Annotated in this window: 10 protein-coding genes and 2 pseudogenes; 4 read left to right on the top strand and 8 right to left on the bottom strand. The window is 63.3% G+C overall.

Going from position 1 to position 15041, the window contains the following annotated elements:
- Positions 1 to 50 precede the first annotated feature (50 nt).
- Complete coding sequence (locus C9E81_RS20705; RefSeq protein WP_243698751.1) at positions 51 to 1628, bottom strand: ABC transporter substrate-binding protein; 1578 nt, start codon at positions 1626 to 1628, stop codon at positions 51 to 53.
- A 114-nt stretch (positions 1629 to 1742) separates the two neighbouring features.
- A complete protein-coding gene (locus C9E81_RS20700) occupies positions 1743 to 2678 on the bottom strand; it encodes a LysR family transcriptional regulator (protein ID WP_166461998.1) in 936 nt (311 codons plus the stop codon).
- Positions 2679 to 2791: 113 nt separating this feature from the next.
- On the opposite strand from C9E81_RS20700, the gene C9E81_RS20695 reads away from it, so the two are divergent.
- From C9E81_RS20695 to C9E81_RS20685, 3 genes are read left to right on the top strand one after another with little or no spacing between them, the layout of a single operon-like run.
- Complete coding sequence (locus C9E81_RS20695) at positions 2792 to 4432, top strand: amidohydrolase (RefSeq protein ID WP_122114266.1); 1641 nt, start codon at positions 2792 to 2794, stop codon at positions 4430 to 4432.
- The gene (locus C9E81_RS20690) at positions 4432 to 5376 is read left to right on the top strand and encodes a CobW family GTP-binding protein (protein ID WP_122114265.1); all 945 of its coding nucleotides are present in this window, start codon (positions 4432 to 4434) and stop codon (positions 5374 to 5376) included. Before C9E81_RS20695 ends, C9E81_RS20690 begins: the two co-directional genes overlap by 1 nt.
- Positions 5373 to 5720 carry a Rossmann-fold NAD(P)-binding domain-containing protein gene (locus C9E81_RS20685; protein ID WP_122114264.1) on the top strand — a complete coding sequence of 116 codons (348 nt, stop codon included), beginning with the start codon at positions 5373 to 5375 and terminating at the stop codon, positions 5718 to 5720. Before C9E81_RS20690 ends, C9E81_RS20685 begins: the two co-directional genes overlap by 4 nt.
- Before the next feature lie 461 nt (positions 5721 to 6181).
- Here the strand turns inward: C9E81_RS20685 and C9E81_RS23720 are convergent.
- The 4 genes and pseudogenes from C9E81_RS23720 to C9E81_RS20670 all read right to left on the bottom strand — a co-directional run.
- Positions 6182 to 6400, bottom strand: a pseudogene (locus C9E81_RS23720) (transposase); the annotation flags it as partial.
- A 12-nt stretch (positions 6401 to 6412) separates the two neighbouring features.
- Positions 6413 to 6580 carry a hypothetical protein gene (locus tag C9E81_RS23165; protein ID WP_208021243.1) on the bottom strand — a complete coding sequence of 56 codons (168 nt, stop codon included), beginning with the start codon at positions 6578 to 6580 and terminating at the stop codon, positions 6413 to 6415.
- 47 nt (positions 6581 to 6627) lie between these two features.
- Positions 6628 to 6903 (bottom strand): annotated as a pseudogene (locus tag C9E81_RS20675) (transposase); the annotation flags it as partial.
- A 635-nt stretch (positions 6904 to 7538) separates the two neighbouring features.
- Positions 7539 to 8336: a thioesterase II family protein gene (locus tag C9E81_RS20670; RefSeq protein WP_166461997.1), complete on the bottom strand. Its 798-nt coding sequence runs from the start codon at positions 8334 to 8336 to the stop codon at positions 7539 to 7541.
- Positions 8337 to 8409: 73 nt separating this feature from the next.
- Between C9E81_RS20670 and C9E81_RS20665 the strand changes: the two genes are divergently transcribed.
- Complete coding sequence (locus C9E81_RS20665) at positions 8410 to 9090, top strand: 4'-phosphopantetheinyl transferase family protein (RefSeq protein ID WP_166461996.1); 681 nt, start codon at positions 8410 to 8412, stop codon at positions 9088 to 9090.
- Between the two features lie 37 nt (positions 9091 to 9127).
- Here C9E81_RS20665 and C9E81_RS20660 read toward each other — a convergent pair whose 3' ends face one another.
- Positions 9128 to 9346 carry an MbtH family protein gene (locus C9E81_RS20660; protein ID WP_122114262.1) on the bottom strand — a complete coding sequence of 73 codons (219 nt, stop codon included), beginning with the start codon at positions 9344 to 9346 and terminating at the stop codon, positions 9128 to 9130.
- A 99-nt stretch (positions 9347 to 9445) separates the two neighbouring features.
- Positions 9446 to 15041: non-ribosomal peptide synthetase (locus C9E81_RS20655; protein WP_122114261.1), on the bottom strand; the 5596-nt coding region annotated here is incomplete at its 5' end.

Raw genomic sequence — 15041 nt, 5'->3', positions numbered from 1 at the left:
AGCCTGGGGACGATCCGCGGCCCGGAGGCCGCAGCGGGTTGGTATTGTCGTCAGTCCTTGAGATAGACCTTGTCGTAGGGAGAACTGGACGCCCAGATACCCAGGGGCGGATTGCCCACCTTGTCGGAATAGATCGTGTGCATGGGCACGGCGTTGGTGACGTAGATCGGCACTTCGTCGGCAACGATCTCCTGGAACTCCTTGTAGAGCGCCTTGCGCTTTTCGGGATCGTTCTCCGTCGCGGCCATGTTCAGCAACTCGTCCACGCGCGCATTCGAATAACCTTGCGTATTCGACCAGACACCCTTGTCGATATTCGAGGACAGATAGGTCCGATTGACGCCGATTACCGGATCGCCCCAGTTATATACGCTGTCGAATGACAGGTCGAACTGCATCGATCCGACCGCCTCGGCCCAACTGGGAAAATCCGGATGCGAACGGACATTCACTGTGATCCCCGCCTTGGCCAGCGCTGCCTTCACATACTCGGTTTGCGGCTTGTAGCCCGGGAAACCCGGCAATTCGATGTTCAACTCGAACCGGTTGCCGTCCTTCATCGGATAGCCCGCCTCGTCCAGCAGGGCATTGGCCTTGTCGAGGTCGAACTCATAGGTGTTCACATCGGGATTGTAGAACGGGCTGTCGGGATGGATGCCCGTCCTCGCCTCTGTCGCGGTTCCGCGCAGCAGCGCCTTGAGCATGAAATTCTTGTCGATGGCATAGGCGATGGCCTGCCGCACCTTTACGTCCTGCAGCGGCCCGCGCGTGGTGTTCATGGCCAGCCAGTCGATAGGTCCGACACCGCCATAGCCATCCGTGGTCAGGGTCAGTCCCTCCACGTCCTTCAGGCGGGACAATATGGTTGGTTCGTTCTCGAAGGTGGACATCTGGATCTCGCCGTTCTGCAGCGCGATGGCCCGCGCCGAGCTGTCATTGATGATCCGGGCCACGATTCGGTCGAGATAGGGCAAGCCCTCTTCCCAATAGCCTTCGTAACGTTCAAGGATCACATGTTCGCCGGGCTTGAACTCCACCAGCTTGAACGGGCCGGACCCGACCACGTCCTGATTGTTCCGGGGATGGCTTTTCGGATCCTGTCCGTCGCCATAGATATGCTTCGGGATGATAGGCATGAGCTGCCCGGACATCGCCAGCATCAGTGCGGGATGCGGACGAGACAGGTTCAGGACGGCGGTATGTTCGTCGGGCGTGTCCACACTGGTCACCGGTTCGAACATGGACTTGAAGGGATGGTATTCCTTGATCACCTCGACCGAGAAGGCCACGTCTTCCGAAGTGATCGGCTTTCCATCGTGGAAGGTGGCGTTTTCCTGCAGGTTCAGGGTGATTTTCAGCCCATCTTTGCTGACCTCCCAGCTTTTGGCAAGATAAGGCTGGGGCGTCCAGTCCTCGTCATAGCGCAGGGGGGCGGTGAAAAGCTGCGTTCCCGGAAAGCCGGTAGCGACACCTGACTGGACTGCGGGATTCAGTGAGCGGGGCGTTCCGCCGGGCAGCGAAACCACGAGGGTTCCGCCCTGTTTCGAAGTGTCCTGCGCCGAGGCAGGAGCGAAAGCCAGGGCCGAGACCATGGCGGCAGCAAGAAAGCTTCTCATCTTCAGATTCACGTCGAGGACTCCCGGTTGCATGACCTGTCGCGATTTTCGCGATCTGTTATTGCACCGGAGCCTAACGCAGCATGATTGTATCAAAAAACTGATAAATTAAGCGGATATACTACATTATTTAGTGGATACTTTGACAACGAGATTGGTGAATGCCTTTTTCTCTTTTAATTCAATGCAGTTCTGAATGAATGCCCTGACGAATCTTGGCGGGTTGGAGGCGCTGATCGTTACGATGCCGAAGGTTGGCGGTTTCCCTCCATCGATGATTGGCACGATGCGATAGCCCGATTCATCCGCGCGGTAATCAAGTGGTCGGATATTGAGGAAAGAGGCACCGAAGCCGCCCGCGACCAGTGCCCTGAGTATCTCGGACGAGCGCGTCGAATGTGCTACGTTAAGCGTTAGTCCCGCCGTTTCGAAAAGTCTCATGTAATATTCCCGGGCACCCGGCAAATCCAGCAGCACCAGCGGGCGTTTGGCCAGTTCCGCCAATGTCGTGATGCCCGCCCCGGCAATCGGATCGTCACGGGGAACGATGGCATAGGGTGGCGCGTCGAACAGAGGCTCGAATCTGTGCCGGGGATCGCTGAACTGCTCGTAGGAGAACGCCAGGTCGGCTTCGCCCTCGTTCAGATAATCCACGATTTGGTTGAGCGATCCCTCCAGCACGGTGATCGAGATCTCGGGGAATGTTTCGGTCACGCTGCGCAGGATGATGGGCAGGAACGCGGGGGCGGCGGTGGCGTAACACGCGATTCGGAGCGCGCCCCGCGTCGCGCCCGAGACCGATTGCATCTCGGCCTCGAAATGCCGGGCCTGATGCATGAAGCGCCGGATCAATGTCAGAGCCTCGGCCCCCTGCGGCGTCGTGCGGATACCCTTTGCGGGGGTGCGGATGAACAGGTCATAACCCAGCCCGTCCTCCAATGTGTCTATCGCGGCGGTGATCGAGCTTTGCGAGATGGCCAGTTCGATCGCCGCATTGGAGATGGAGCCGAGCCTTCCCGCGGCCTCGACATAGCGTAGTTGCTTCAGCGTGTAGTTGAGCATGAGTGCCATTCCATCAAAAAAAAGGGATTTACCCTTAGATAAATCTATTTTTTCGAAAGAAGAAAGCGTCCTAGGCTTTTTGCGACTCGATATATCGCCAGACGGGAACTCTGATGCACACCACCATCTATGCCGCGAAAAAGATCATCACGATGAACCCGAACCAACCAGTGGTTACGCATGTGGCGGTCCGGAACGGGCGTATTCTGGGGGCCGGGACGCTCGAACAGTTGCAGGGCTGGGGGCCTGGCACCATCGATGATCGTTTCGCCGACAAGTTCCTGATGCCGGGCCTGATCGAAGGGCATGGGCACAGTATGGAAGGTGCCCTATGGCAATTCACCTATGTCGGTTGGTTCGACCGCATGGATCCCGACGGCAAGACCTGGCCGGGGCTGAAATCCATCGATGAGGTCGTCGCAAGGCTGAAAGAGATCGAGGTCGGAATGGACGATCCCGGCGCGCCGCTGTTGGGCTGGGGCCTGGATCCGATCTATATGGACAATGTGCGCATGACACGGGCGGATCTGGATCGCGTCTCGGTCACGCGACCGGTGGGCATCATGCATGCCTCGGGGCATATCCTGAATGTCAATACCAGGGGGCTGGAACTGGCGGGGTTGCTCAGGCAAGGCAATGACCACCCCGGCATTCCGCTGGCCGGGGACGGGCTGCCGACCGGAGAGCTGAAAAGCCCCGAAATCATGATGCCGGCAGGCAAGCATGTCGGCATGGATCGCGCCTTTCTGGCAGCGGATGCGAACGGGCTGAGGAATTACGGCAGGTTATGCGTCCGTGCCGGCGTCACCACCTCGTCGGATCTGGGGCAGCAACTGAACGACGATCTGGTGAACCTGTTCACCGACGTTACCAATGCGGATGATTTCCCAGCATGTCTGGTTGCCTTCCGGATCAATTTCGGCATGTCACCGGCGGAACTGGTCGATTACACCCGGTCCCTTAGGGAGCGTAGTACCGAACGGCTTGACCTGGGCCGGATCAAGGTCATTGCGGATGGGTCCATCCAGGGCTTTTCGGCGCGGCTACAATGGCCCGGCTATTACAACGGGTCGGAGAACGGGCTCTGGTATGTCGCGCCAGATCAACTGGCAGAGATTTACGAGCGTGCCTTGGCCGCAGGGGTGCAGGTCCATACGCACACGAATGGAGATCAGGCCACGCAACTCGCCATCGAAACTCTGGAGGCGGCGCTGCGGAAACATCCCGATTTCGATCACCGCTTTACCTTGCAGCATTGTCAGCTCGCTTCGGCCGCCCAGTTCCGCAAGATGGGCCGGTTGGGAATGTGCGTGAACCTGTTTGCCAATCACCACTATTACTGGGGTGACGAGCATTACGCCCTGACCGTCGGACCAGAACGGGCCGAACGTATGAATGCCTGCCGGACCGCGCTGGACGCCAATGTGCCGATGACGATCCATTCGGACGCTCCGGTGACACCGCTCGGACCGCTCTTCACGGCCTGGGCCGCCGTCAACCGGCTGACCGCCTCCGGCCGGATACAGGGCGAAGGCGAACGGATAGAGGTTGCACAGGCGCTGCACGCGATCACCCTGGGCGCGGCGATCACCATGAAGATGGATCACCTGATCGGCTCGATCGAGGTTGGCAAGCGTGCTGATTTCGCCATTCTCGAGGATGACCCGACGGCCGTTCCGGCAAGCGCGCTGAAGGATGTTTCCGTCTGGGGGACCGTTCAGGGCGGTCGTGTCTTTGCAGCGGCTGATATCTGATGAGGTTACCGGTCACCGTCATTGCTGGATATCTGGGTGCGGGGAAAACCACGCTTATCAACCAGTTGCTGCGCAATAACGAGGGGTGGCGCCTTGCCGTGCTGGTGAATGAGTTCGGCGAGCTGCCGATCGATTCCGAATTGATCGAGGCGCAGGGAAACGGGGTGATCTCTATTTCCGGCGGCTGTGTCTGCTGCGCATTCGGCAGCGATCTGATCGGCGCGCTGGACGGTATCAAGGCATTGGATCCTCCTGTAGATCACGTGCTGATCGAAGCCTCAGGTGTGGCCCTGCCTGGTTCGATCATCGCGTCGGTGGGTCTTGTCGATGGCCTGCGCGCCGATGCCGTCGTCGTTCTGGCAGACGCGGAACAGATCCGCCGGAACGCGACGGATCCCTACCTTGGCGACACGATCCTCCGGCAGCTTGCTCAGGCCGATATCATGTTGCTGACCAAATCGGACCTGGTGACGAACGAGGAGCGGAGCAGGCTGCTCGACTGGTTGCGTAGCAAGGCACCGCAAGCGCGGCTCTTGCCCGTAAGTCACGGCGAGGTGCCGATTTCCGCTGTTGTCGGTGCCTTGCCGGTCCCAGCCCGTGGCCGTAAGCCGGCCGCAGATGCGCATGGTCAGTTCTCCAGCCTGGTCCTGACACCGGGCCGGCCTATCGATGTCCGGAGGCTGGCGCAGGCGCTGGCCGATGATCCGGGTGTTACCCGCGCCAAGGGTTTCGTCCTGACCGAGGCCGGACTTGTCCTGCTTCACGTCGTGGGTCACCGCTATTCCGTCGAAGCCGCGACAGGCGATCATTCGATCGGAGTCGTATGTATCGGGTTGAAAGGCCGGCTCGACGTTGCCCGACTGAATCGCGCAAAATCTGATGCTGAAGTGGCGGCGAGGCCTGTTTTCCAAGCCAATCGCGCTATCCTGCCAAACCCGGAGTGATCGCCATCGATGTTGGCATTAACCCTGTGCTGGACGATTCGGGAAGTCCATCGCTGATCGGTGACGTCGCCTGCGACGAGATGGATCAATTTGCCGTCTTCACGCAGGTGCCGGGAGGGGACAACGACCATTCTCTCAAGAGCTTTGGGATCACGCTCGATGGCACCTCGCGCGGCAAGTTCGACGCCGCGGTCCGCAAGGTAGCGGCTTGGCGGACAGCACCGGGAACGGCGCCTTTGGCCGAGGCAATGGAGTCACGCGTTGAGGTCAACGAGGTGCTGCCTGAGGCCGAATCTACAATGCCTCGATCGACCGCAAGCCGGGCAATCTCGACCGCCGGATAGTGTCTGTACTGGAACTGAGCTTCCGCCACGCCAGGCACAGGCTCGCCTCCAGAGGCCGCTCAGGTTTATGTCTTACGAAACCTTCAGCTCTTCGGCGGTTAGAGTCCGATCCGCAATCGCAGAGCGCAGGCGGTGTTGATCCCTTGAGGGTTTGACGGATCTGTCCACACTGACCGAACCGAGGCTGGTCGTGCTGTATCGTGTCTCAAAGAGGCGAACGTTGCATTGACTCGAAGCGGGCTTGCGAGTCCATCTGACCACCTTCGCAGATCGTTCGTCCGGCGTTCCCTCTCGGGATACCACCTTCGGATCAGCTTTGACGGCTCACCGCTGGCAAACGAATTTTACCCTATCTTATGCTTGGAACAAGGTACCGTCGCGCAGCATGGCATGCATGATCACCGCAAGGCAGCGAGCAAACGCAACACGGGCTTTCTTCAGGCCGCGGCGCCTGGCAATTTTCATGGCCATGTCTTGAGGGCAAAAGTCCCTCGGCTGCGGGTAAGGATCGAGCTGGCCGCTTCGTACAGCAGTTTGCGCACTGTGTTGTCGCCCTGCTTGGTGATCCTGCCGGTCCAGTCGAGCTCACCCGACTGATGACGTCGGGGCACCAGGCCGAAATACGCATCTGCATTGCGTGATTGTCGGAAGCGCCCGACCTCATCGATTGCCGCCGCAAAGGCTGCAGATGTCTACACACCGACGCCCGGGATGCTCATGAGGAATTCACAGGTCTGTGACTGGCTGGCGATGATGTGCAAACGGCGGTTCATTTCCTCGATCTGTTCGACCAACGCGGCACGTACCCACAGTAAGGAGCTGATGGCTTCGCCGAGACCCGGGATATGTGCCGCTTGCATGATCCTCTTGAGAAACGCCTTTCCCTGCCCGGGACCAGGGCGATAGCTATCACTGTCTTCGGAACCGCTGCCTCCAACGCAAGGCCGTTCATCATGCTCGCGAAGATGTTCTTCTCGCCCCATCGTTTCCAGCGGTTGCGGAGCGCCTTGGCCGGGTCGTATTCCTTGGGGGCATCGCGTCACCGCAAACCATTGCGATTGATGAAGATTATGCCACTAAGAACGCGCCGGTCATCGGCGCGCGGCTTGCCATGGCTCTTGGGAAAAAAAAACGGCCGAAGCCGGCCCATCTGTGCGTCAGTTAGCCAGAAAGGGTTGCTCATCATCACCCCCGTCAGTTTGGGCCTGAATCACGCTGCAGCAGTAGCCTTAAGCCGATCAATGGGTCTTGAGCCTAAACGCGGGCCAGCTTGACCGCGTCGCGACGACTCGTTTTCACGCACTCGTCGGGCTGGTGCGGGATCAGTGATGGTGCGATCACCGCGCAGTCGTAGCCGAGGGCCTCGATCTTTCCATAGGTTCTGACCAAGCCCTTCCGACCGCTCTCCGAGCAGCCCTCGTTGAAAGCTGCCAATGCAGGGCGAACCACCTCTCACGGGTAAGCTGCAAAAGGGCATACGATCTTACGATATATCGCAAGTTAGGCGAGTTTTGCCGAAGGATCGCCGAGAAAGGCTTTGGCGAATTGATGCTGGATACCAGCCTTATCCGGACCTTCGCCATGCGGTTGCCGAACCTGTACCAACGCCGATAGGGTACCGATCCGGGAAGATGCCGAGATTGCGGCCGCGTTGTCTGTTCGATTCTGGCGGTGGCTGGCGTGGAGTTGCGGACCACAACTCAGGAAGCTCTTGTGGTTCACGCGCCTCGCAGGGGCTTGTGTCCAATGAGAGGGCGGCGGGAACGACCGTCTGATCCCGGCCGGGTTCCGATGATGAGCCCCATTTCAAACACCGCCCTAAAATCGAATTTCTTTCCGCTGCCGACTGTGTTCGCCGGTATTGATCGGATGGGAACCGGTCCCGAACTGCCGAGGAAGGTTCCGCCGACCAGCTCTGTCGGGATTCAGTCCCCACAGCGCACCTTTGATATGCATAACCTGTGCAGGGAATGAATCGCGGAAATAGAAATGTCCGCCGGGAAGCAGGCCCAGACCTGGCAGGCGGGTGAAATGCTGTGACCACGCGGACAGATCCTCGGGAGGGATGTCGGGATCCTCGGTGCCGCCAAGGCAAAGAGCGGGGATATCCAGCGGCGGTCCGCTGGTCAGGCGATAGTTTTCGCAGGCCGCGAAATCGCGCCGTAGCAGGGGGCGGAACAGCTCCATCATCTCGGCATCCTGCAAGACCTCGTCCGGAGTGCCGGAATAGGTCGCGAGCCGTGCGTCGAAATCGGCATCGGGTAGCATGTGCAGGGCGTCGCGCCGGGATGGCAGATGCGGCGCCCGATGCGCCGACAGGATCAGCAGCCGGGGCATCGGCGCGCGCATGCGGCGCAGATGGCAGGCCGTCTCGAAGGCGACAAGCGCTCCCATCGAATGACCGAAAATGGCGAAGGGGCCGGGATGCCGTGCCAGTCGCATCGCCTGCCGCATGGCCATGTCCTGTATCGTCAGGGGTTCGGGCGGGTCGATATAGGGTCGGCTGGTGCAGGGCGTGTCGCAGGGAATGGCATCGCAGCAGCCGGACAGAGCCTCTGGCCAGCCGCGAAAGGAACGCGACGAACCGCCTGCATAGGGGAACAGGAAGAGTTGCATGTTATGTCTCCGATTTGCAATGTTGCGCGGGGATGGCGCCGGGCATCCGGCAGCGATGAAGAAAGGCGATAGCTTGTCCGGAACACCCACCGATGTGCTGGCGCGTGCCGCGAGCGACCTGCCACTTCCGCCGGGCGGCGCACTGGCATTCGCTCCGGTTGGCGACGCGGCTGCGGTGGAACTGCCCGAACCCATCCGCCGTTGCGCTCAGCGCAGGCAAGCGACCTTCGCCGCCGGGCGGATCGCCGCGCAAGAGGCGCTTTGCAAGGCCGGGTTCCGGGGTGCGGCGGCGCTGGGCATCGGCGACGACGGGCTGCCGGACTGGCCCCCGGGTTGGCTGGGCAGCATCAGTCACAGCGATGATACCGCGGCTGCCCTTGTGGCACCCGTTGGTTGCGCGCGGCTGCTGGGGCTGGACCTCGAACGCATCGTAACCGCCGAGATCGCGGTGCAGATCGCGCCCGAGATCATGCCGGGACAGCCTGTCGGGCATTCCGGCCTGTTGCTGGAGCACGAAGTCACCTGCGCCTTTTCCGCCAAGGAGGCGCTTTACAAGGCGCTGTATCCCCTGACGCGCCAGTTTCGGGATTTTTCCGCTGCACATATCGGCTGGCAAAAGGACGGGGCGGCCGCGCCGGTCCGTGTCATGCTGACGCTGACCGAGGACTGGGGCGCCGGCTGGGCGACCGGAACCGTGTTCGAGGCGCTTCAGAGGACCGCCGCCGGGCATGTGGCGACGATCCTCTGGCGCTGAGCCGCGATCCTGCGGCCCCGCGCCTCGACCAGCGGGTTCAGGCGGCCTCCTCTGCCTCTGCCGCGATAAGGCTTGCGGGGCGCATGTCGGTCCAGTTGGTCTCGACATAGCTGACGCAGGCCGGACGGCTTTCCGGACCGAAGACGCAGCGCCAGCCCTCGGGGACCGCAGCGAATTCGGGCCAGAGCGAGTGCTGGTTCTCATCGTTCACCAGCACGAGGAAGATTCCGTCCTGGTCATCGAAGGGATTGCTCATGATGTTCTCCTATTGCGCTTGAGATATGCCCTGACCCTTGCGTCAGGGCGTAAGGCGCGATCCGACGGCTGGATCGCGGTGCGGGATGCGGCGTTCCGCTCACAGCCCGTACTCCGTGGACAGCAGCCGGCCGATCACGGCCAGATGCTGCGGATGTCCCATTTCGTCATGGCGGCAGGCGACCGGATGACGGGCGAGCCCCGACGCGTGGCGGGCGAACAGCTCCGATCCGCTGCCATCGGGTTCCTGCTTGTCTCCGACAGCATCGAAATAGATCAGCCTGCCGTTGAAGTGACCGGCCGGGCGGTAATGGCCTAACCGGGTGACATCGGCACGACTGGCCTGAACGAAGCGTTCCAGCATCGCGGCGTCCAGACCGCCAAGGATCGTGCCGTGAAGCGCCTCGGCTGCCCGTTCGTAATCGGGTGAGACGCAGTTGAAATCCGCTGTCAAGCGGCCTGTCACGGCCAACAGATCGGCCAGCACCTGACCCGCGCTCTTGTCGTTCGCGGCAGGGTCGAAACCCGGCAGCCCGGCCAGAAGGAAGGCATCCATCAGCGCCAGCGTCGTCACCTCGCGGCCACGGGTCTGCGCCTGCAACGCAATCTCGAATGCCAGCGCGCCGCCGTAGGACCAGCCCAGCAGATGCAACTGTCCGGCCGGGAGAATGGTCTCGATTCGATCGAGATACTCTGCGGCGGCCTCCTCCATCGTGGCGGGGTTGCCGGTGCCGCAGAATTCCGGACCCTGCAAGGCATGAATCGTGCGGCCGCGACCCAGTTGCGCTGGCAGGTTGCGATACCACCAGCCGATCCCGCCAGCTGGATGCAGGCAAAACAGTGGTTCGGGGGCCGGGCCGGCATATGGGCCTACCGGCGGAAAGCTCAGCACCGGATCGTCGCTGAAGCGATCCTCGCTCTCGCTCAGCCGTTGTTCCAGTTGCTGGACGGTCGGGGCCTCGAAGATGGCGCGAACACCGACCGTGCGGCCGGTGACCATGCGCAGCCGCGCAGCCAGCCGTGCCGCCAGCAGCGAATGACCGCCCAGTTCGAAGAAATCGTCGTCGATGCCGACTTCCGGCAGGCACAGGACCTCGGCCATGGCTGCGCAAAGCCGTGTCTGCAGGTCGGTTTGCGGAGGCCGCGACGGCTGGATTTCGGGCCGGGGCAGGGCCGCGCGATCCACCTTGCCATTGGGTAGAAGCGGAAGATGGTCGACCATCATTACCGCCGATGGCACCATGTTGCGCGGCAGATGCTGGGCCAGAGCCTGTCGCAATACGCGAGGATCGGGCCTGGCGCCTTCGGTCGCGACCACATAGGCGATCAGGTCGCTGCCGCCGCGCGGTGACGGAACCGCTGCCGCAATCGCCTGACTGATACCGGGCTGCTTCATCAGCAATGCTACGATCTCGTCCACCTCGATGCGGAAGCCGCGGATCTTGATCTGCTGATCGGCGCGACCCAGGTAATCCAGCCCGCCATCGGACCGCCGTCTCACCAGATCACCCGTGCGGTACATCCGCTGGCCCCCGCCGGTAGGGCTGGCGACAAAGCGGGCGGCCGTCAGGTCCGGCCGGTTCAGATAGCCCTGCGCGACGCCGTGACCCGAAACATAGAGCTCACCTGCGACACCGGTCGCGACCGGACGCAGAAAACCGTCCAGGATGGCCGTGCCCACCCCGTCCAGAACCTCGCCGATAGGCACGCCGCTGGCCGCGTCCTGATCGTGTCCAGCCTCGCCAGCGCTCGCGTCCCACATCTCGGATGTGCCGTAGACATTCAGCAGTTTCGCGCGTGGTAGCGTCTTGCGGAACTTTACCGCCAACTCTCCGGGCAGCGCCTCGCCGCTGGAGGCGCAGACACGCAAGCTTGCCAGCCGCCGAGCGGCATCGGGCAGATCCAGCAGCGCGCGCAACAGCGATGGCACCAGTACGATCCGGGTGACGCCCCGCGTTTCGATCACCGATGCGATGCTATCCACATCCCCCCGATCGTCATGCGGCACGATCTCGACCCGGTCGCCATGCAGCAGCGGCAAGCACAACTCGTAGATCGCATCGATGAAATTCAGCGTGGTCTTGTGTGCATATATCCGGGTCTCCGCGTCATCTGCTTCGGGTAGCGGACAGGTCAGCCTTTCGGCGATGGTGCCGTGGGTGCCGACGACACCTTTCGGCGCACCGGTCGAGCCGGAGGTATAGAGCACGAAGGCCGGGCTTTCCGCGCTCAGCCTGCGGCGGGGTTTTGGCCTCCCGCCAGCATCGCTCGCCAGATGCGTCCCCCGCACCATCACCGCGCTCCAATCGCCCGAAGGCAGAAGCTGGCGCGTTCGGGGATCGGTCACGATTAGCCGGGGCCGGGCATCGGTCAGCATGTGCTTCAGCCGGGCGGCAGGATAGGTGGGATCCAGCGGCAGATAGGCTGCACCGGCCTTCCACACGCCCAGCATGGCTATAGCGATCTCGGGGCCTCGCGGCAGTGAGATGCCGACGATATCGCCCGCCCGTACTCCCAACTGCACCAGATGCCAGGCCAGCCGGTCGCTGTCGCCGTCAAGCTGTGCATAACTCATCAACCCGTCTTCCCAGCCAAGCGCGATCGCGTTCGGATTGCGCGCCACCTGCTCGGCGAACAGATCCGTGACCATGCGCGGGTCGCTGCGCTCACGGCCCGGGGCGCCCTGTGGCACATCCTCCAGGCAGACATCCGCGCAGGACAGATCGGACCGCTTGGCTAACAGCATCAGCGCGCGGGAAAACAAGGTCTGGACCCTCTGGGCATAATCCTCGCCGAACAGATCGGCGCGATAGCTCAGTGTCAGCTTTGCGGCCTCGCCCGGTCGGGATGGCGGCACGATCATCATGCCCAGGGGATAATGCGTTACCGCTGCGCCGTGGCTGCCTGCGGCACTGATGCGCAAAGCGTCCTGCGGCTCTTCATCCGGACTGTCTGCGGCCCGGACCGGATAGTTCTCGTAAACCAGAAGAGTATCGAACAATTCGCCCATCCGCATTTCCTGCGTCAGACGCGGCAGGGCGATATGATGATGGCTGCCGAGCGCGGTTTGTTCTTCCTGCAGTCTCCGCGCCGTTGCTGCCAGCCTTTCCTGGGGCTTCAGGCGCACCCGCATCGGGACGGTGTTGATGAACAGGCCAACCATTTCCTCTATGCCGGCCACCTCGGGCGGGCGGCCCGAGACGATCGCGCCGAAGCTCACATCCGTCTGCCCTGTCAGATGCGACAGCACCATCGCCCAAGCCTGTTGCGCCAGCGTGCTCGGAGTCACCCCTTCGGCCAGCGCGGCGCCGGCCACGCTTTGCCAGTCATCCGGCGCGATTAACCGCTCGCACAATTCCGGTTGCGGCGGACCATTGGTTTCCGGTGCGATCCGCGTCGGAGCCTCCAGACCTGCCAGATGATCGCGCCATGCCATCAGGCTGGCATCCTCGTCATTGGCCATGATCGAGGCCAGATAATCGCGGTAGCGCGGAGCGGGCCGTCCATCGAAGGCCTGTGGATCATCATAGAGAGCCATCAACTCCTGCAGCATGATCGGGCTGGACCATCCATCGATAGCGATATGATGAGTTGTTATTGCGATATCGTGTTTACGGTTGTTTTCCCTGATGAGCGTTGCGCGGATCGGGGGATCGTTTTCGAGATCGAAGCGGGCGTGGCGGTCGGCGTTGAGGATGGCGTCGCGCTCGGCCTGCCGTTCGGCCGGGGTTCCGTCCGGGGCGTGGCAGAGCCATGGCAGGTCGGGCTGTTCGGGGATCAGCTGGACCATGCGCTCGCCGGCGAGCACGAAGCGGGCTGCGAGATTGGGATGGCGGGCGAGCATGGCGCGCATGGCGCCACGCAGCCGTTCGGCGTCCAGCGGCCCGTCCAGGGTGAAGACCATCTGCACGATATAGGCGCCGGCGGCCTCGTCGTCATAGCTGGCATGGAACAGGAAGCCCTGCTGCAGCGGCGAGAGCGGCAGGATGTCAGCCAGCGGCATCCGGGCGGCGAGGGCGTCGATTGCGGGCTGGTCCAGCCCGGTCAGCGCCACGTCCGAGCAGGTCAGCGCGCGTTCCGGCCGGGCCTCGGCGAGGGCGGCGATGCGGCTGAGCGCGTCAAACCAGCGCCCGGCGATGTCGGCGATGTCGTCGCGGCCCAGATGGCGGGCGGCCCATGACCAGTCGGCGACCAGTACCGGCCCTTCCGGGCGGTCCTCGGTGACGGCATTGAGATCGAGCAGCCGGGCCAGCGGCCGGGGCCGGGGCGGCTGCGGGGCGGGGATGACGCCTTCCGCGGGGCGCCAGAGGCGGTCCTGCGCTTCGGTGCCGGCGGCGCTGAGGCGGCCCAGATAGTTGAAGCCGGCCCATGCGGCGGGTTGTCCGGCCAGCGCCGCGCCTTCGGGGGTGAGATGGCGCAGCAGGCCGTAGCCCTCGCCATTTCCGGGCAGGCGCGCCAACTGGTCCTTGACCGATTTCAGCACCCGGTCCAGCGCGTCGTCACCGCTGCCGGTCCCGGTTTCCGGCAGGGTCAGGCGCAGCGGGAACTGGCTGGTGAACCAGCCGAGGGTGCGGCTGAGATCGGCGCCGTCGAGCAGCGGCTCGCGGCCATGGCCCTCGAGCTCGAAGGCGGCGGTGCGTGGATCGAGGCCGCGCGCGGCCTGCCATCCGGCCAGGGCGATGGCGAAGCCGGCCAGCAGGATATCGTTGACGCCGGCGCCGATGCGTTGGGGCGCGCGGGTGAGCAGGCAGCGGGTGATGTCTGCGGGCAATTCGCGGATCAGGCTGCCGCGGGTTTCGGTGGTGTCGCGCTCGGGGTCCAGCGGCCCGGCGGGCCATGCGGCCGGAGGGGCCATGTCCTGCCAGAAGGCCAGCTCTCCATGGCGTTTGGCGGCGGCTTCGGGCAGGGCCATGGCCCAGTCGCGCCAGGATGTCGGCACCGGGTCGGGTTCCGGCGCCCGGCCGCTGGCGCGGGCCTCGGCGGCGGCGGCGAGATCGGGCAGCAGGATGCGCCAGGAGACGCCATCGATGGCCAGGTGGTGGATGGCCAGCCAGAGCAGGCGGGTCTCCCCGCTCTCGGGCCTGCTCTCGGGATCCGGGGCCAGCACGGCGCGCAGGATGCGGCCGTGGCCGGGAGACAGCTCGGCCAGCGCCCGTTCGGCGGCGGCGGTGGGGTCCTCGCCGGGGGCGAGGATTGTCAGGCACTCGCTGGCGGCGGTGCTGCCGGGCGGGTCGATGATCATGGTCTCGCCATCCCGGCGCAGGCGCAGGGCGTGGTGCAGCTCCAGCATGTCGGCGATGGCATGCTCGAAGACCCGGGGATCATGCGCGGGCACGCGCAGCAGCATGGCCTGGTGGAAGCTGTCGTGATTGCCGGGCTGCTCCTGCAGCCAGCGCATGATCGGTGTGGCGGGGAAATCGCCGACGGGGTTTCCGGGGCTGCGGCCGTCCTGTTCGGAGGTTTCGGCCAGCGGCGCCAGCGCGGCGATCGAGGGGTTCTGGAAGATCTGTCTTGCCGTCAGGGTGATGCCGGCCTTTCTGGCGCGGGCGACGAGCTGGATGGAGGAGATGGAATCCCCGCCGAGCGCGAAGAAGCTGTCATCGATTCCGGGGGTGCCGCAGCCGAGGATTTCGGCGAAGAGCGCGGCGAGGCGTTCCTCGGTCTCGTTGCGGGGGGTGCGGCGCGGGCCCGGGGCG

The sequence above is a fragment of the Paracoccus alkanivorans genome (assembly GCF_003697785.1).
In the GTDB taxonomy this organism is placed as follows: domain Bacteria; phylum Pseudomonadota; class Alphaproteobacteria; order Rhodobacterales; family Rhodobacteraceae; genus Paracoccus; species Paracoccus alkanivorans.
The sequence above is the reverse complement of the archived record's forward strand: the minus strand, read 5'-3'. Positions and strand labels throughout refer to the sequence as shown.